Source organism: Streptomyces sp. NPDC041129 (assembly GCF_055592265.1).
Genome location: NZ_JBVIYV010000001.1, coordinates 1,795,441 through 1,814,130, shown reverse-complemented (window position 1 = coordinate 1,814,130; position 18,690 = coordinate 1,795,441). Strand labels below are relative to the sequence as shown.

The window sequence follows — 18,690 nt, the reverse complement described above, 5'->3', positions numbered from 1 at the left end:
TGCAGGAAAGTCTGTATTACCCCGTTACAGGCCGCTCAGTGCTCGATCCGGGATGCGGTCGGAGTCCGGGCGGAGCCGTGGCGGGGGAGCGTGCTCTCCGGCCGGCGGCCGGGGCGAGCGCCACAGCCGGACGAACGACAGTACGGCGGCCGCCGCCAGCAGCGCGTTGCGGGCCAGCATCAGCAGGCAGCCGGTCCAGGTGCCGCCCACCACCTCGCGGTAGAGCATCGGGTAGGCCAGCGAACTGAGCGCGCTCGCCGCGAGCAGCAGCACGGCCACCGGGCGCTGGCTGGTGTGCCGGGAGGTCAGGCACACGGCGGCCAGGCCCAGCAGCCAGATCAGGTACTGCGGGCTGATGACCCGGCTGGTGACGGTGAACAGCAGCACCGCGGCGAGCGCGGCGTCGTACGGCGTGGCCGGGCTCCAGTGCCGCGCCCGCAGCCGCCACAGCACCAGCAGCGCGAACGCGGCCGCCGTGAGCCCGAGGGAGAGCGTGGCCACGGCGTGCACATACGGGCCGACCAGCTCGATCGCGCCGTACTGGTAGCGGGTCCGGCCGGGCCAGCCGGCATGGCGCGCCAGGTTGAGCGCGGTGCCGCCGAGCGACTCGATCTGCACGCCCCGTCCGCCCTGCTCCCGCAGGAACGCCAGCGGATCGCTGAACGAGAGGGCGAGAAGGGCGAATCCCAGCCCTCCGCCGGCCGTCGCCCAGCCCCACGCCCTGCGGGTGGCGGGACCCCGGGGCATGCCCAGCAGCACCAGCGCCGGCCACACCTTCACCAGCGCGCCCAGCGCCGCGAGAACACCGCCCGCGCGCGGGGAGCGCCCCGACGACAGCAGGGCGGCCACGGCGAGCGCGGTCACCTGCACGTCGTACCGGGCGAGCGGGATGTGCAGCAGCAGCGGCAGACCGCAGGTCCACAGGCTCGCGCCGAGCAGGCTCCCGCCGGGGCGCGTCCCGGCCCGGACCAGGGCCACCGCGATCAGCGCGTCCGCGGCCAGTGCCAGCGCCACGAACGACTGGAAGTACGTCAGCCACGGCAGCAGGCCCGGCGCCAGCAGCACCACGCCCGCGCCCGGCGGGTACTGCCAGGTGCTGTCGTGGGCCGGGAAGGCGCCGTGGGACAGCACGCCGTACCAGTGGAAGTACAGACGCCACACCTCGCGCGGCACCGCGCCCCCGCCCAGCAGGGGCGAACTGTCGTGCGTGAGCAGCCACGACATCAGGGCGCGGGTGACGAGCCAGACGGCGGTGAGTGCGAGGACCGGGCCGGGGGTGACACGGAGACGCTTCATCACGCGGGAGCCTAATCCGGGCGGATGGTGTATTCATGCCGATACGCCGTCATTCACCGGCAAAGGTTGGCTAATCGCAAAAGATCGGGCTGTGGTGAACCTCGGGTCTCCTCTGAAACCGCGGCCGTACGGGGAAAGGGCGGTGGCGGCCGCCGGGCCGGCCGCCGCCCGGAAGGGCGGACCCGGCCGGCCCCCGGCCCGCGTCCGGCGGGCCGCCGCCGTGTGCGCGCCCGCGCTGGTGATGCTCGCGCTCGGCTGCTGGGGGCTCGACCGGGGCGGGATGTGGCGCGACGAGGCCGTCACCTTCCAGGTGGCCCGCCGCACGGTGCCGCAGATCTGGCGGTTGCTGCACGGCGTGGACGCGGTGCACGGGCTGTACTACCTCCTCGCGCACGCCGTCCTGGCCGTCCACCCCGGTGAGGTCGTCCTCAGGCTGCCGTCCGTGTGCGCGGCGGCGGTGACCGCCGGCCTGGTCGCGGCGCTCGGCGCCCGGCTGGCGCGGCCGCGCGTCGGGCTCTGGGCCGGACTGCTGTACGCCGTCTCCCCGATGGCCGGTCACTACGCCCAGGAGGGTCGCTCGTACGCGCTGGTCGCGGCCGGCGCCACGGCGGCGACGCTGCTGTTCGTGCGGGCCCTGCGCGGCGGTTCCTGGTGGGCGTACGGCACGGTCGTCGCCCTCACCTGCTGGCTGCACGAGTTCGCGGTGCTGCTGCTGCCCGCCCACGCGCTGTCCCTGGCGCTGACCCGGGTGGGGCCGCGGGTGTGGCGCGGCTGGGGGTGCGCGGCGGCCGTGGCAGGGCTCGGGCTGCTGCCGCTGGTGCTCGTGTCCCGGGCCCAGTCGGCACAGGTGGCCTGGCTGCGACCGCCGACGCGGGCGACGGCCCTGGGGCTGCTGCGCACGTTCCTCGGACCGACGGACGGTGTGTTCTGGGTGTGCCTCGGCCTGGCCCTGGTGGCGCTCCTGGGGCCGGCCGGACGGCGCGGGGAGCCGACGTGCGCGGGGGTCGCCGCGCCGCTGGCCGTGGTGCCGCCGCTCGCGCTGATGCTGGTGTCGCAGGTGTCGCCGCTGTACGTCGACCGGTATGTGCTCTACGCCCTGTCGGGGGCGCCGCTGCTGGTGGCCGCCGGGGCCGACCGGCTGCTGTCGCTCCGGGACCGCACCCCGCTCGCCACCCTGGCCGGTGCCGTCGCCGTCCTCCTGGCCCTCACCCACCAGCTCCCCCTGCTGCGCGCCGACCGCGACCCGGCCCGTCGCCCCGACGACCTGGCCGCCGTCGCCCGGGCCGCCGACCGGAGGCTGCGCCCGGGGGACCCCGTGCTGTTCCTGCCGGCGCAGACGCGGAACGCGGCCCTCGCCTACCCGGAGGCCTTCCGCGGCGCACGGGACCTGGCGCTGGCGGATTCGGCCGCCGAGTCCGGGACCCTCTACGGGCGGGAGGAGGGACCGCTGAGCCTGCGTCACCGGATGGCCCGGCTGGAGCGCGTCTGGGTGGTCGCCGACCGGGATCTGCTGGCCGGGCGGTGGAGGCCGGGCAGCCCTGTCGAGCGGACGAAATCCGCCGTACTGGCAGGGGAGTTCACGCCGGCCGATGAGTCCGTGCAGGGTGAGGTGGCCGTGCGGCTCTACGTCCGCCGGGTCCTCCCCGGCCTCAGTGGGGCCCCGGTGCCTCCATCAGTGCCGCCGCGTCCAGCGCGCCGGTGAGCCGGTCCAGGCGCTCGCGCAGCTCGCCGATCTCCGCCAGTTCGAAGCCCGTGGCCGCCGCGATGCGGCGCGGCACCTCGAGGGCCCGCTCGCGCAGCGCCGTGCCCTGCCCGGTCAGCCGCACCTGCACCGAACGCTCGTCGTGCGCGCTGCGCTCGCGCGTGACAAGACCGGCCGCCTCGAGCCGCTTGACCAGTGGCGACAGCGTCCCGGAGTCGAGCCGCAGATGCTCCCCGAGCTTCTTCACCGGCAGCTCGCCGTGCTCCCACAGCACGAGCAGCACCAGGTACTGGGGGTAGGTGAGCCCGAGGTCCTTGAGGATCACGCGGTACACGCCGTTGAAGGCGCGGGACGCCGCGTTCAGGGAGAAGCAGATCTGGCGGTCCAGCCGCAGCCACTCGGAGTCCGGGGCGGCGTCGGTGACCGACGGGGTCGGCGGGGTCGGCGAGGCGCTCATGGCTCCAGGGTAGCCCTTTCAAGCCATTCAGTTGTGCGCAACTTAATTGTGTGCTCTACTTGGGACCGTGAGGCGGCCCCGACCGGAGCCGCCGAAACGCAAACGACTTTCAGAGGGATGGTCTTCATGGACGCGCTCTACACCGCTGTCGCCACCGCCACCCACGGCCGCGACGGTCGTGCCGTCTCCTCCGACGGCAAGATCGACGTCAAGCTGGCCCCGCCGGTGGAGCTGGGCGGCGACGGCCAGGGCACCAACCCGGAGCAGCTCTTCGCCGCCGGTTACGCCGCCTGCTTCGGCAGCGCCCTCGGCCTCGTCGGCCGTCAGGCGAAGGTCGACGTCACCGACGCCGCGGTGACCGCCGAGGTCGGCATCGGCAAGCAGGGTGAGGGCTTCGGCCTGAAGGTGACGCTGCGCGTGGAGCTGCCCGAGACCGTGGACGAGGCGACCGGCCGCAAGCTGGTCGAGACCGCCCACCAGGTCTGCCCCTACTCCAACGCCACCCGCGGCAACATCGAGGTCGACCTCGTCATCGAGTAGCCGGACCCGTCACCGGCGACGTGCCGGCCTCGCCTCCGGGGCCGGCAGTTCGCCGCCGACCGCCTGGCCGGGGATCCGCACGGACCCCGGCCCGGCCGGCATGGACTCGCCGAGCAGCAGCGTCCGTACCACCCGCTCGGCGGCCCGCCCGTCGTCGAACTCGCAGAACCGGGCCCGGAAGTCCGCCCGCAGCCGCTCCGACTCCTCGTCCCGCCACGCGCCGGACGTGAACAGCCGGACCAGCTCACGGTGGGAGCGGGACACATGGCCGGGCGCCTCCGCGGTGATGTCGAGATAGGCGCCCCGGCTCGCCGTGTACGCGGCCCAGTCGTCGGCGTGCACCACGATCGGCCGGTCCAGGACGGCGTAGTCGAACATCAGGGCCGAGTAGTCCGTGACCAGCGCGTCCGAGGCGAGCATCACCTCCTCGACGTGCGGCTCGTCCGTCGCGTCGACCACCACCCCGCGCCGGGCCAGCTCGGTCAGGCCCATGCCGCGCGCCGGACCGGCCGCCAGGGTCGGGTGCAGCCGGACCACGAGCGTGCTGCCCTCGCCGAGGCCGGCCGCGAACCGGGCCAGGTCGATCCGGTCCACGTGCCCGCCGCGCCGGTAGTCCCGGCGGGTCGGCGCGTACAGCACCACCGTGTGGTCCGCCGGGATGCCGTGCCGCAGCCGGAAGCCGGCGCCCGCCCCCGCGGCCGCGCCGACCAGCACGTCGTTGCGCGGGCTGCCGGTGCGCACCGAGGTGAAGTGGCAGGGGTAGGCCCGCTCCCAGACCAGCTCCGAATGACGGTTGGCGACCAGGCTGTAGTCCCAGCGGTCGGCCCGGCGCAGCATCTGCGGCACGTCGAAGCCCAGCCGGGCGCCGGGCTTGTCCAACAGATCGGCGCCCATGTACTTCAGCGGGGTCCCCTGATGGGTGTGGATGTGCACGCTGCCGGGCCGCTTCGCCAGCGTGCCGGGCCAGTTGACGTCATTGACGAAGAACTTGGCGCGCGCGGTGATCTCCAGACAGCGACGTGAGTCCACCAGCACGTGCTCGACGCCGGCCGGCAGCCGCCCGGCGGCCTCCTCGTCGCGCACCACCCACACCCCGCGCAACCGCGGGGCGATCTCCAGTGCCTTGCGGTAGACGGCGGCCGGATCGCCCAGCACACCCCGGTGCGAGGACGCCGAGTACACCACCAGGTCCTCGTCCAGCGGCCGGTGCGCGTGCAGCCCGGCCCAGCCGCGCCGGGCCCGGGCGCCGGCGGCCCGCCGGGCCGGCCCCGCCCGCCGTACGGCCTCGCGCCCGGCCCGCCCCGCCTGCCGCTTCAGCAGATACCGCGGGTAGCCGCCCTCCAGCTCGGCGACCTCACCGTCCACGAGGGCGCCCTCGGGCCGGTACCGGCGGAACATCTCCGCGGTGCGCCGGAAGAACTCGGCCCGGTCCGACGGCGGCAGCCGGTCGGGCTTGGCGAGGATGTCCAGGCAGTGCTCGCCCATCTTGCGGTGCAGGTACGGCCGCCAGCCCGCCAGCTCCGGGCGCCCGTCCACGAAGGCGAAGACCCGCTCGTACTGGTCGTGGATGTCGAAGTGCTTGCGGCTGGTGGTGGACAGGATGTTGCCCTGCCTGCGCTGCCGGTAGTTCAGGCAGATCCGGTCCAGCGCGGCGATCCGCCGGGCGCTGAGCATCACCGGGAAGGTCCAGGGGGTGTCCTCGTAGTACCCGGGCGGGAACTCGAAGCCGTTCTCCTCGACGAAGTCGCGCCGGTAGACCTTGTTCCACACCACCATCAGCAGGTCCAGGATCTCCGGCCGGCCGGCGGCCGTGAAGGTCTCCGCGCCGGCCTCGGCGAGCACGTGCGCCAGGGCGTTGCGCCGGGTGCCGCCCCACCAGTAGGTGCGGGCGTAGTCGAAGACCAGCACGTCCGGGTCGTCGGCCTCCGCCAGCCGGTCGGCCATGGCGCGCAGCGCGCCCGGGGTGAGCGTGTCGTCGCTGTCCAGGAAGAACAGGTAGTCGCCGGTGGCGTGCGGCAGCCCGGCGTTGCGGGCCCGGCCGAGACCCACGTTCTCCGGCAGGTGCAGCACCTTCACCCGCGGGTCACGGGCCGCGTACTCGTCCAGGATCGCGCCGCAGCCGTCCGGGGAACGGTCGTCCACGGCGATCAGCTCGAAGTCGCCGAAGGACTGCCGCAGCACCGAGTCCAGGCACTCGCGCAGGAAGCCCTGCACCTTGAAACAGGGGACGATGAGACTGAGACGGGGCACGGGTCAGCTCCTCACGAGGGTCGCGGCGGCGGGGGCGGGGACGCGCTCCGCGAGCGGGATCACCGGCGGGATCGCCTCCGGCGGCTCGCCGAGCAGCACCCGCCGAACGACGCGTTCGGCGGCCCGCCCGTCGTCGAACTGGCAGAACCGCTCCCGGAACGCGGCCCGCAGGGCCGTGGACTCCGCGCCCGCCCAGGAGCCGTCACGGAAGACCCGGGCCAGCTCGCCGGGGGTCTGGGCGACCGGCCCCGGTGGCTCGGCCGGCAGGTCGAGGTAGACGCCCCGCGTCTCCCGGTAGACCTCCCAGTCGTCGGCGTACACCACGATCGGCCGGTCCAGGTTGGCGTAGTCGAACATGATCGAGGAGTAGTCGGTGACCAGCGCGTCCGCCGCCAGACACACGTCCTCCGAGGAGCGGTGCGCGGTGACGTCGATGACCCGGCCGGAGCCCGCCGGGCGCCCCAGGTCGTAGAAGTAGTGGGCACGCAGCAGGACGACGACGTCCTCGCCGGCCGCCTCGCAGAACGCCTCCAGGTCCAGGCCGGGCTCGAAACCGGTGTGGTGGTCGCGGTGGGTCGGCGCGTACAGCACGGCCGTGGCCCCCTCGGGCACGCCCAGTTCCCTGCGGACGCGGGCGACGTCGTCGGCGGTCGCCGTGAAGTAGACGTCGTTGCGCGGATAGCCGTACTCCAGGTGCTCGTACGAGCCGGGGAAGGCGCGCTCCCACATCTGAGTGGAGTGGCTGTTGGAGGACAGGTTGAAGTCCCAGCGGTCCACCCGGCCCAGCAGTTTCGTGAAGCTGCCGGACCGCGCCGCCACCACCGGGTACGTCGACTGGTCCACCCCCATCGTCTTCAGCGGGGTGCCGTGCTGGGTCTGCAGATGCACGCTGCCCGGCCGCTTCACCACGCCCTCGGCGAAGTTGGCGTTGTTGACCAGGTACTTGGCGCGGGCCAGCACCTCCCAGTAGCGGCGGGAGCCGATCACCGCGTGGTCGACGCCCTCCGGCATCGCATGGGCCTGGTCCGCCTCGACCAGGAACACCGAGCGGATGTGCGGGGCGAGTTCCCGGGCCTTGGCGTGGATGGCGGCAGGGTTGCAGGCGTATCCCCGGCCCCAGTACGCGCAGAACACCGCGAGCCGGGGATCCAGGGGCCGGCGCAGGTCACGGGCGTAGCGCAGCCGGGTGCGCAGCATGCGCGGGCGCGGCAGCCGCTCGGCCGACCGGGACGCCACCCGATTGGCGCCCCGCAGCGCCCGGAACGCGGTGTACGCGCCCGTCGCCAGGAGCCGGTGCTGCACCCCCAGGCTGCCCGCGGGCGGGTGATGGCCGGCCGGCCGGTGCTTGCGGTGGAGCCGCCCGGCCCGGCGGAAGAACGCGCGGTGCCCGGAGGGCAGCCGCTCCGGGCGGGACGCCGTCTTCAGCACCTGTGCGAAGAGCTGGTCGAACAGGGCCCGCGCCCGCTCGGCGGACACCCCCGCCACGGCCGCCCGGGTCAGCACCAGCTCCACCTGGTCCAGCAGGGTGTGCTGGTGCGGCCCGGGCAGATTGAGCCGGCTGCCCTGGCGGCGGGACCGGTGCCGTACGACGACCCGGCGCAGCACCGCGATCCGCCCGGCGGCGATGCCGGTCAGCCCGCTCCAGCCGAGGTCGGTGAAGTGGCCCTCGGGGAAGAGGAGTCCGTGCTCGGTGAGGAAGGTCCGGCGGTAGGCGGTGCCCCACACCGGCAGCCGCACGCCGGTCAGCTCCGGGAACCGGTCCGGGGTGAAGGCCCCCTTCGGCGCCTTCGCCAGCAGCGGCGCGGCCGGGTTGCCCGGCTCGCCCTCCCACCAGGGGGTCCGCTCGTGCTCGGCGTACAGCACGTCGACGCCCGCGGTCTCGGTCAGCCGCGCGTCCAGGGCCGCCAGCGCACCCGGCAGCAGCAGGTCGTCGCCGTCGAGGAACAGCACGTACGCGCCGCCCGCCGCTCGCATTCCGGCATTGCGCGCCCCGCTCAGCCCGGCCGACGGCGGCGAGTGGACCGGGGCCACCCGGGAGTCCCGCTCGGCGTGCGCGGCGGCCACCGCGGCGGCCGGGGAGTCCGGCGCGTCGCAGACCGGGATCAGCTCGAGGTCGCCGAAGGACTGGCCGAGGACCGAGTCCAGCGCCTGGGACAGCCGGCCGGCGACCCCGTGGGACGGAACGATGATGCTGAAGCGGGGCATTCTGCTCTTTCCGTTGTCTTGCCGACGCGACGCGGCCGTCCGGTGGGACGCCAGGTGGACGGCCGGACCGGAGTGGGCCGCGTCGTACTGAGGGGCATGGGAACTCCCGGAAGGAACAACGCTGTTCAGCGGCTCTCGGTGACGGTGTGCGGGCCGGAAGGTTGCGGCACGGTGACGAGCGGGGAACGTGCGAGCGCCGCCGCGGCCGACGGCACCGGCCTGCGCTCGGCGAGCGGGACGAACGCCGGCCGCCCCTCCGTCTCGCCCAGCACGACCCGCCGCACGACCCGCTCGGCGGCGTGCCCGTCGTCGTACGGGCAGAACCGCTCCCGGAAGGCCGCCCGCAGCCGGCCGGAGCCGGAGTCGCGCCACCGGCCGGTGGCGAAGACGTCGATCAGCTCGTCCTCGCCTGTGGCGGCCGCGCCCGGCGGGAAGGCCCGCAGGTCGAAGTAGACGCCCTGGATCGGCGCGTAGGTGTCCCAGTCCCCGGTGTGCACGACGATCGGCCGGTCCAGGCACGCGTAGTCGAACATCAGGGGCGAGTAGTCGGTGAGCAGCGCGTCCGAGGCCAGGCACAGGGACGCCACGTCCGGGTGCCCGGAGACGTCGATGATCCGGCCGTCCGCCCCGGCGGAGCCGCCGCGCGGGGCGGTGGAGCGGTCGAGGACCACGAAGCGAGGACCGAGCCGGCGCTGGATCCGCTCCAGGTCGAGCAGCGGGCGCTGGGTGCGGCGGTGGTCGCGGTGCGCGGGCGCGTACAGGACGGCGACCGCGCCCTCCGGTACGCCCAGCGACTCGCGGAGCCGGTCCACGTCCGCCGAAGTGGCCCGCTGGAACACGTCGTTGCGCGGCGAGCCGTACTCCAGCGTGGTGTAGCGGCCCGGGTACACCCGCTCCCAGGTCAGGGTGGTGTGCCGGTTGCCGGACAGCACGTGGTCCCACTGGTCGACGGCCCGCAGCAGCTCCTCGAAGTCGGTGCCCCGGGCGGCCGCCGGACGCTCCTGCAGGTCCAGGCCCCGGTGCCCCAGCGGGGTGCCCTGCTCGGTCTGGACGAAGACCTGGCCCGGGCGTTTGCGCAGTCCGGGGCCGAAGTGGCCGTCGTGCACCAGGTACTTGGAGCGGGCCAGCGCCGTCCAGTAACCGGCCGTGCCCGGGAGCAGCCGGCGCGGACCCGGCGGAATCGCGTGCTGGTGTTCCGGGCGGGCGATCCAGGCGGTGCGGATGTGCGGGGCGTGCGTGCGGAACGCCTCCTCCAGCGCGCCCGGCCCGCCGCCGGGCCCCTCCTGGGCGGCGAACACCGCGCGGTCGGCGCGCAGCGGCAGGCGGAGCTGGATCCCGTAGTGCAGCCGGAGCGCGCCGGCCCGGAGGGCGCGGGTGAGCCTCAGCGCGTGCTTCAGCGAGCGACGCCGGAGGGCCGCGGCCAGTCGCAGGGCGCCAAAGGTGCGGTGCAGGCCGAAGCGGACCAGGGCGTGCCGCAGCCGGGAGCGGGCCGGCACCGCGCCGGGGACGCGGTAGCGGCGGTGGTGGGACCGGGCCCGGCGCAGGAACTCGGCGCGGCTGCCGCGCGGCAGCCGGTCCCGGCGGCTGAGGACCGTGACGTAGTGGTCGATCATCCGGCCGAACAACTCCGCCCGCCAGCGATCGAGTTCGGGATGCCGCTCGACGTAGGCGAACACCCGGTCGTACTGCTCGAAGACGTCGAAGTGCTTGCGGCTGGTGGTGCCCAGGATGTTGCCCTGCCGGCGCTGCCGGTAGTGCACGCACACCCGGTCCAGGGTGGCGATCGACTCCGCCGCCATCAGGGCCGGGAAGGTCCAGGGGGTGTCCTCGTAGTAGCCGGGCGGGAACGCGAAGCCCCGCTCCTCGACGAACTCCCGCCGGTACGCCTTGTTCCAGGCGACCATCAGCACCCGCAGCAGCCCCGGGCGGTCCTCCAGGCGGAACGGCGCCGGGCCCCGCTGGGTCAGGGGGGCGGACACCTGGTTGCGGACCGCCTCGCCGTTCCAGAAGGTGCGCGCGTAGTCGAAGACCAGGAGATCCGGCTCGTCCGTCTCCTTGATCCGGTCGGCGATCGCGCGCAGCGCGCCCGGGGTGAGCGTGTCGTCGCTGTCCAGGAAGAGAAGGTAGTCGCCCGTCGCCCGGGCCATGCCCGTGTTGCGGGCGCGGCCCAGGCCCTGGTTCTCCTTGAGGTGGACGACCTCCACCCGGGCGTCGCGGGCCGCGTACTCGTCGGCGATCGCGCCGCAGGCGTCCGGGGAGCAGTCGTCCACGACGATCAGTTCGAGATCGGGGTACGACTGGGAGAGCACCGAGTCCAGACACTCGGACAGATACGCCTGGACCTGGTACGCGGGGACAATCACTGTGAACCTGGGCACGGGACATCCATGGGTCGGTCGGCACGGGCGTCTGGCCCGGGAACGGCCGATGGAGTGAATTGGTTACGGTGCGTACGGCGTTCGGGGGACAGGGCGAACGCGCCAGCTACGCGCCGAGGGGCGGACCCCGGCTGGCCCGCCCCTCCCAGTTCCGCCGTCGTGCTCCTACTTGACCGCGCCCGCCATCACGCCGGACACGAACTGCCGCTGGAACGCGAAGAACACGGCCAGCGGGATCACCATCGAGATGAACGCGCCGGGAGCCAGCACGTCGATGTTGTTGCCGAACTGCCGTACCTGCGTCTGCAGGGCGACGGTGATCGGCTGCGAGCCGGACTTGGTGAACACCAGCGCGACCAGCATGTCGTTCCACACCCACAGGAACTGGAAGATGCCGAGGCTCGCGATCGCGGGCCCGCCGAGCGGCATCACCACCCGAGTGAACAGTCGCAGTTCACCGGCGCCGTCCAGACGGGCCGCCTCGAGGAGTTCCCTGGGGATCTCCGCGAAGAAGTTGCGCAGCAGGAAGACCGCGAACGGCAGGCCGAAGCCGACGTGGAACAGGATCACCCCGAGGATGGTCCCGAACAGGCCGATGCTGCCGAACAGTTCGGCGATCGGGATCAGCGCCACCTGCACCGGCACCACCAGCAGGCTGACCACGCCGAGGAACCACCAGTCCCGGCCGGGGAACTCCATCCACGCGAACGCGTAGCCCGCGAGCGAGCCGATCACCACGACCAGGATGGTCGCCGGGACCGTGATCAGCACGGTGTTCACCAGGGAGTTGGTGATGTCGCCGTTCTCCAGCAGCTTCTGGTAGCTGTCGAAGGTCAGCTGGGACGGCTTGGCGAACACCTGCCACCAGCCGCTCGCGCTCATGGCCTCCGGCGCGCGCAGCGAGGAGATGAGCAGGCCGATGGTCGGCACCAGCCAGAACAGGCCCACGAGGAGGAGGAAGAAGCGGACCAGTCCGCCGCTGAGCCGCCCGGTGATCCGCGCGGCCAGCGACTGCCGGGCCCGCACGGCCGTGTCGGTGGATGTCACCTTCCCGATCCTTCCGGCAGTCGCCGTCATCGCCGCACCTCCCGCCGCAGCCGACGGACGTTGCTGTGTCCTCCCGGGGGACGACCCCAGGACCCCCGGCCGTACCGAGGCGCACGCGTCCTCATCGCCGCACCTCCCGCCGGAGCCGACGGACGTTGAACAGCATCACCGGTATCACCAGCAGCAGCAGGAACACCGCGATCGCGCTGGCGATGCCGGGCTGGCCCTCCGCGAAGCCCTTGCGGTAGAGCTCCAGGGCCAGCACGTTGGCGTCGTCCTGGGAGGAGCCCGGGGCGATGATGTAGACGAGGTCGAAGACCTTCAGCACGTTGATCATCAGCGTGACCACCACCACCGCGAGGACCGGCGCGAGCAGCGGCACGGTGACCTTGCGGAACACCTGCCACTCGTTGGCGCCGTCCACGCGCGCCGCCTCCAGCAGTTCCCGGGGCACGCCTGCGAGCCCGGCCGCGATCAGCACCATCGCGAAGCCCGCCCACATCCACACGTACGACCCGATGACGGCCGGGGTGACCAGCGCCGGACCGAGCCAGTCGACGCCGTTGTACGGCTCCTTGAAGTTGCTCGACGGCAGCCGGAGCAGCGCCCCGTCGGCCGACGCGGGCAGCGTGAAGGTGCCGTCGCCGGCGGCCTCGGCGGAGGCCACCACCTTGCCGTCCTTCACCGCCTCGATCCGCATCCCGGCGTAGCCCAGTTCGGACGGGTCGGGCGAACCCAGCCTGCCGACGCCCTTGCCGCGCGTGAAGTCCTGCCAGGTGGTGCCGGTGACCTTCCCCGGCTCGGCCCCGGCGGCCACGGCCTTCTTCGCGCCGTCCGGCATCTGGTCCGGCGCCACCCCGACGAGCGGGAGCGTGACCGGCTGTCCGGCGTGCACGGGGGCCGAGGTGATGAACCCGCCCGCGTCCGCCTTCAGCGGCGATTCACGGCCCGGGTGCGCCTTCGGGAACGCCGACGACTGGGCGAAGGTGTCGTGGACCCCGACCCACACCGCGTTGGCGACGCCCTTGTCCGGGTCCTGGTCGTACACCAGCCGGAAGATGATCCCGGCCGCCAGCATCGAGATCGCCATCGGCATGAAGACGACCAGCTTGAACGCCGTTCCCCAGCGGACCCGTTCGGTCAGCACCGCGAAGATCAGACCGAGCGCGGTGGAGACCGTGGGGGCGAACACCACCCAGACGATGTTGTTCTTCAGGGCGGTGCGGATGCCGTCGTCCGTGAACAGCGCCTTGTAGTTGTCGAGCCCGGCGAAGCCGTCGCCGGAGGCGTTGTAGAAACTGCGGACGACCGAGTACCCGATCGGGTAGACCACGAGCGCGCCGAGCAGCACCAGGGCGGGCAGCAGGAACAGCGCTGCCACGGTCCGGCGGGTGCCGGTCACGCTCTTGCGGCTCTTGGGCGCGGCCGGGCCCGGTGGGGTCCCGGCCGCCGCTGCCGACGCCATGGCCGGATCAGCTCCCGTTCCCGTACGCGGCCGCCGCGTCCTTCTCGAGCTGTGCCTGGGTGCCGGCGACGTCCTTCGGGTTCTTCAGGAAGTCCTGCAGGTCCTTCCACTCGCCCTTGCCGGGGGTGCCGCCGAACGCCTGCGGGGCCTGGTCGGACATGTCGAAACGGAAGTCGTCGCCGGAGGCGATCAGCGCCTTGGCGATGGTGCGCTGCACCTCGTTCGGGTACGCCGACTCCGCCACGTTCTTGTTCGGCGAGAGGTAGCCGCCGAGCTTGGCCTGGATGGTCGCCGCGTCCGGGGAGGCCAGGAAGGTGGCCAGGGCCTGGGCCGCCTTGGAGTCCTTCAGCACGACGGCCGCGTCACCGCCGGAGACCACCGGCGCGTCGGAACCCACGGCGGGGAACGGGAACACCTTCGCGTCCGTGCCCACCTTCGCCTTGGTGTCGCCGATGTTGACCTGCGCGAAGTCACCCTCGTAGACCATGGCGGCCTTCGGCTGGTCGCCGCCGGTGAAGGTCTGGGTGACGGAGGCCGGGAACTCGGTCTGCAGCGCGCCGTCCGCGCCGCCCGCAACGTAGTCCTTCTTGCCCCAGATCTGGGCGAGCGTGGTGAGCGCCTGCTTCACCGACGGGTCGGTCCACTTGATCTTGTGCTGGGCGAGCTGGTCGTACTTCTCCGGGCCGGCCTGGGACAGATAGACGTTCTCGAACCAGTCCGTCAGCGTCCAGCCGTCGGCGCCGCCGACCGAGAACGGGGTGACCCCGGAGTCGTACACCGCCTGCGCGGTGGTCAGCAGGTCCTGCCAGCTCTTGGGCTCCTTGGCGCCCGCGTTCTCGAAGGCCTTGGCGTTGTACCAGATCAGCGACTTGTTGGCGGCCTTGTAGTAGACGCCGTAACTCTTGCCGTCGACCTTGCCGATGTCCTGCCAGCCCTGCGAGTAGTTCTTCCGCAGCTCCTTGAGCGCGTCCGCGCCGAGCGGCTTCGCCCAGCCCTTCTGCACGGCCTGCTTGATCGCGCCCGGCTGCGGCAGCAGCGCCACGTCCGGCGGCTGACCGCCCGCGATCTTGGAGCCCAGGAAGTTGATGATCGGGTCCTGGGCGGGCACGAACGTCACCTTCGCGCCGGTGCGCTTCTCGAACTCCGCGAGCACCTTCTTGAAGTTCGCCTGTTCGGTGCCGGTCCAGACGGCGGCGACCTCCAGCTTCGCGCCGTTCAGCTTCGGCAGGTCGAGGGTGGAGCCGATGGCCCCGCCGCCCGTGTCGCCGTCGCCCTTCTTGTCGCTGTCGCCGCCGGAGCAGGCGGTCAGCGCGAGGGCTCCCGCGAGCAGGGCGGCGAGCGTGGTGACGGCCCTGTGTGTCCGGATGGTGCCGCTGTTGCTGCGCATCACTTCCCCGTTCGTCGTTCTCCGTTGAACGTCGGAACTCTGTCCCGTCCGGTCCGGTCTACGCCGGGCCGGACGGAGGCGGCAAGAGCGCCTGCGCCGTCCAGCGGCCCATCGTGACCGGCTCGTGATCAGCGGGGTATGCGTGGCTTCCGGGCGGGCCGTCAGAGCAGCGAGGGCACCTGGGCCGCGGCGACCTCACGGGCCGCCCGCTGCACCGCACTGGCCAGCAGAGCCAGGTCGGTCGGGCCGTTGCCCAGCTCCCGCACCGGCCGGCGGGCCGGCGGATCGCCCATGCGCTGCCACTCCAGCGGCACCACCGTGGGCCGCTGGGTCGCGGTGCGCGGTATACGGCCGGTGACCCGGCCGCCCTGGAAGCCGACCGCCCGTCCGTCCGGGTACGTCAGCCGGCCCCGCCCCGGCGCCGGTTCACCGCCGGGTTCGCCGCCCCGCTCGGCAGGAGCGGAGCCGGTGCGCCCGGTGGACGGCGCGTCCAGCGCGATGCGCAGGGTGGCCCGCCTGGCCGGTTCCGTCTCCGCCGTACGGCCGCCCGTGCCGGCCGTGGCCACCAGGTGCACCCCGAGCCGCTCGCCGTCCCGGGCCACCGCCTCCAGCGCCCGCAGCACCGACCCGGCGGCGGGGCGGCCCGGCGAGCCGAGCGCGGGGGAGACCAGCGCGTCCAGGTCGTCGACGACCACCACGAGCCGGGGCAGCGGCGGCGCGGCCTCGGCGCGCTGCCGCGCGGCGGCGCCGGGCCGCAGCCGCAGCGTGGAACTGGGCGGCGCCTCTATGTCCCCCGTCGAATCCGCCGGGCCGGCATCCGGTCCGGCGACCGTCCGGCCGTTCGGGGAGCGCTGTGCGACGATCCGGCCCGGCATCCCGCCCCCGGTGTGCCACTGGGCGAAGTCCGTCCGGCCCAGCAGCTCCGCGCGCCGCTTCAGCTCCGCGGTCAGCGACTGCGCGAACTCCCGCATGCGCACGGGGTCGTTGGCGATGAGATGGGTCGTCACATGGGGTATGTCCGTGCAGACGCGCAGTCCTTCGCCGCGCCCCGCGCCGGTGCCGACGCCGTCCCGGCCGTCGATCAGCACCATGCTCAGCCGGTCCGGCCGCTCGGCCGCGGCGAGCGAGGCGGCCACCGTCCGCAGCAGCTCGGTACGGCCGCTGCCGGCCGGCCCCTCGATCAGCAGATGCGGCCCGTCGGCCACCAGGTCGACGGTGAGCGGTCCGTGCGGCCCGGCACCCAGCACCGCCCTGGCCCGGCCGGCCGGGGACGCCGTGTCGTCGGCCGCGTCCGCCCAGCGGGCCATCAGCGAGGCCGGGGTGGCGCGGGCCAGCCCCAACTCGTCCAGCAGTCGCGCGGACGCCGGCAGCGGCACGGCCACGCGCGCGTGCGGTTCGGCGAGCGGGCCGTCCGGCCGCAGCGGTGCCAGGGCCCGCGCGAACCGCTCGGCCCAGGCGGGGGAGACGGCGTCGACGGTGGCGAGGGTGCCCGGGCCTACCGGGCCGGTGGGCGCGACCCGCATCAGATGGAGCGCGCCGGCGACGTCACCGCCGAGCAGGGCGACGGCCCCGCAGTGCCGGAAGGTGGGCGTGACCTCGCAGGCGGCCTCGTAGGTCCGGGTCACGGGCGAGGCGGGGGAGGCGGGCTCGGTCTCGGCGAGGCACACCACGTGGATGCCGGCCCGCGGTCCGGCCACGGCCAGCCGCGCCAGGGACTCCCGCAGGGCCGCGCCTCCGGGGTCCCCGTCCACGACGACGACCGTGTACGGACCCGGGAAGCCGCCCGCTCCGGCCGGCCCGGCGTCCTCCCTGGCCCACGAGGGACGGCGCGCGGACGCTCCGGACCGGGCGTCCGCGGGACCGGAGGCGGTCGGCGGGGCCGGGGCGGCGTCGCGGGCCGCGCCCGGTCCGGCATGGCTGCCCGCCGGCGCGGTGAAAGAGGCCGCCGTGCCGAACGCCGTGCCGGTGGCGGAGGCCGGGCCGGCGGGGAAGACCAGGTCCGGGAACGCGTCCTGGGGGGCGTCTGCGTAGGCGTCGTGCTGACGCGGACCCGGTACGGAGGCGGTGGCGGTCCGCCCGGTGGAGCCCGTCTCATGGGGGCCGTGCTCCACCGGAGCCGGAGCCGTCCGGGGCGAGGCCGGCTGGGCCGTGCCCCGGCCCGTCGCCGCGTACTCCTCCACCCGCCGCAGCAGTTCCTCCGTGCGGGCCGCCGCCTGCTCGCGGTCGTGGGCGAGCAGCAGGCGGCAGTCCTGGCCGTGGCCGGGACGGACGTGCGGCAGCCAGCCCAGCCAGGACCACTCGGCCGTGCGCTCGGCCACCGGACGGGCGCGGTCCGCGCTGATCAGCACGATCTCCAGCAGGTCGGGGGAGTGCAGCGCGGCGAGCTGGGCCAGCACCGCACGGGCCAGCCCGGACAGCCGGGGGCGCGGCCCCGCCAGGCCCAGTGCGCCCGCCTCGCGCAGCGCGGCCGTCACCGGCACGGCGGGCAGCACGCCCGAACCGTCCGGCGCGCCGCGGTCGGCCGTGCCGAGCCGCACGGCCAGCGCCTCCGGGTGCCCCGGCCCCCGTTCCCACAGCCGGGGCCCCGGGCCCAGCGCGGTCAGCAGCAGCGCGGCCGGATCCGGCCAGGTCTCGGCTCGCTGGGCGGCGCCGGTGCTCTCGGCGGCGGTCCCGCCGGGCACCGTGCCGTACTCCTCGGGCCCGGCGGCCGGCTGCTCCCCGCGTCCGCCCGTCAGCCGGCGCGCCCACGCGCCGAGCCCACCGCGCCGCCGCACCCCCGGCGGGACATCGGTGCCCCGCAGCGGCGTGCCCTTGCGGGTGCCCCGGTCGTCGTCGGTGTCCACCGGGAACGCCGTACGGGCGTGAGCGGCGGCGCCGTGCCGTCCGGCGTGCGTGTCCCCGCCGCCCGCGCCGGACGGGGCGCCCAGGCTCTCCGCGCTCGGCGCCCCGGCCTGCCCGGGCACCACGAGCGGCTCCACGCGGTCGTGGTCCGGGTCGTGACCGGCGCCGTGGTCCGCCGAGCCGTACGAGTGCCGGGTGGGCCCGGCCGGGTCCATGCCGCTCCCGGCGGCCGGCGGCTCCACGCGGACGTGCCCCTCAGGCTCGCCCGGGAGCACCCGCAGGCGCCCCTCTCCGTCCGGCACCGTCGCCGTGCGCGCCCCGGGCCCCCCGGACGGCGTAACCCGCAGGGCGGACTCGCCGATCCGCAGCAGCGCGCCCGCGGGGAACCGCACCGGGCGCTCGCCCACGCGCGTGCCGTCCAGGGCGGTGCCGTTCGTGGAGCCGAGGTCGGTGACCGAGACCCGGCCGTCGGTGCCGACCGTGACCGCGCAGTGCAGCCGGGAGACGTCCGGGTCGTCCAGCGGGACGTCGGCGTCGGCGGAACGGCCCACGGTGATGCGGCCGCCGTGCAGCAGATGGACCCCGCCCGCGTCCGGCCCGGCGACCACGTGCAACTGGGTCGGGGCGTCGTCCAGCTCGGGATGCGGCTCGGGGGCCGCGGGAGCTCCCAGGGACAGCACGGCGCCGTCGACCAGCGGGGGCTCGCCCAGGACGCGGCGGCGTGCGTCCAGCCGCTCCGCGCCCGCGTACAGCACCACCGGGGCGCCGCCGCCGGTGTCCCGGCCCGCGCCGGCCTCTCCGGCGACCGCCGCGGCCAGTCCCGACGCCACCGCGGCCAGATCCGTGCCCGCGGGCGCCGTCACCAGCACGTCGCGGCTCACGCCACGGCCCCGCTGCGGGGACGGGCCCAGCGGATCTACGACGGTCAGCCGGATCTGCATCGCCGTCAGCGGTCCCTTCTGCCCGGGCGCGGACTACCCCACCCCCCGCACGAGCACGTCGGCCAGTACTGCACGCATCCTCGCACCTGTCACTGACAACGTGCCCACGACCCGGTGCCAAGTGATCTTGATTGGTCAGCTCTGCCCCCAAAAGTGCCTGACCAGTGGTGCGCCGATGATC

General features: G+C 74.3%; 11 protein-coding genes. 2 read left to right on the top strand and 9 right to left on the bottom strand.

Annotated features, from left to right (window positions below; all coding sequences use genetic code 11):
* Window positions 1-24: 24 nt before the first annotated feature.
* Entirely contained in the window at window positions 25-1,296 is a 1,272-nt protein-coding gene (locus tag ACZ6B1_RS07950; RefSeq protein ID WP_468775943.1) for a glycosyltransferase 87 family protein, read from the bottom strand.
* Window positions 1,297-1,438: 142 nt separating this feature from the next.
* On the opposite strand from ACZ6B1_RS07950, the gene ACZ6B1_RS07945 reads away from it, so the two are divergent.
* Complete coding sequence (locus tag ACZ6B1_RS07945) at window positions 1,439-2,998, top strand: glycosyltransferase family 39 protein (protein WP_468775941.1); 1,560 nt, start codon at window positions 1,439-1,441, stop codon at window positions 2,996-2,998.
* Here the strand turns inward: ACZ6B1_RS07945 and ACZ6B1_RS07940 are convergent.
* The gene (locus ACZ6B1_RS07940) at window positions 2,946-3,455 is read right to left on the bottom strand and encodes a MarR family winged helix-turn-helix transcriptional regulator (protein ID WP_468775939.1); all 510 of its coding nucleotides are present in this window, start codon (window positions 3,453-3,455) and stop codon (window positions 2,946-2,948) included. The two genes, ACZ6B1_RS07945 and ACZ6B1_RS07940, sit on opposite strands and share 53 nt — an antisense overlap.
* 126 nt (window positions 3,456-3,581) lie before the next feature.
* Between ACZ6B1_RS07940 and ACZ6B1_RS07935 the strand changes: the two genes are divergently transcribed.
* A complete protein-coding gene (locus ACZ6B1_RS07935; RefSeq protein WP_199210759.1) occupies window positions 3,582-3,995 on the top strand; it encodes an organic hydroperoxide resistance protein in 414 nt (137 codons plus the stop codon).
* Between the two features lie 9 nt (window positions 3,996-4,004).
* On the opposite strand, the gene ACZ6B1_RS07930 is transcribed toward ACZ6B1_RS07935, so the two are convergent.
* From ACZ6B1_RS07930 to ACZ6B1_RS07900, 7 genes are all read right to left on the bottom strand, one after another.
* Window positions 4,005-6,245 carry a bifunctional glycosyltransferase/CDP-glycerol:glycerophosphate glycerophosphotransferase gene (locus ACZ6B1_RS07930; protein ID WP_468775937.1) on the bottom strand — a complete coding sequence of 747 codons (2,241 nt, stop codon included), beginning with the start codon at window positions 6,243-6,245 and terminating at the stop codon, window positions 4,005-4,007.
* A 3-nt stretch (window positions 6,246-6,248) separates the two neighbouring features.
* Window positions 6,249-8,450, bottom strand: coding sequence for a bifunctional glycosyltransferase/CDP-glycerol:glycerophosphate glycerophosphotransferase (locus tag ACZ6B1_RS07925; RefSeq protein WP_468775935.1), 2,202 nt, complete (start codon window positions 8,448-8,450; stop codon window positions 6,249-6,251).
* A gap of 125 nt (window positions 8,451-8,575) precedes the next feature.
* Entirely contained in the window at window positions 8,576-10,828 is a 2,253-nt protein-coding gene (locus ACZ6B1_RS07920) for a bifunctional glycosyltransferase/CDP-glycerol:glycerophosphate glycerophosphotransferase (RefSeq protein ID WP_468775933.1), read from the bottom strand.
* A gap of 165 nt (window positions 10,829-10,993) precedes the next feature.
* Window positions 10,994-11,905 carry a carbohydrate ABC transporter permease gene (locus ACZ6B1_RS07915; protein ID WP_468775931.1) on the bottom strand — a complete coding sequence of 304 codons (912 nt, stop codon included), beginning with the start codon at window positions 11,903-11,905 and terminating at the stop codon, window positions 10,994-10,996.
* A gap of 91 nt (window positions 11,906-11,996) precedes the next feature.
* Entirely contained in the window at window positions 11,997-13,340 is a 1,344-nt protein-coding gene (locus tag ACZ6B1_RS07910) for a carbohydrate ABC transporter permease (RefSeq protein ID WP_468775929.1), read from the bottom strand.
* Between the two features lie 7 nt (window positions 13,341-13,347).
* A complete protein-coding gene (locus tag ACZ6B1_RS07905; protein ID WP_468775927.1) occupies window positions 13,348-14,727 on the bottom strand; it encodes an ABC transporter substrate-binding protein in 1,380 nt (459 codons plus the stop codon).
* Between the two features lie 161 nt (window positions 14,728-14,888).
* The gene (locus ACZ6B1_RS07900) at window positions 14,889-18,509 is read right to left on the bottom strand and encodes an FHA domain-containing protein (protein WP_468775925.1); all 3,621 of its coding nucleotides are present in this window, start codon (window positions 18,507-18,509) and stop codon (window positions 14,889-14,891) included.
* Between the last annotated feature and the right edge of the window lie 181 nt (window positions 18,510-18,690).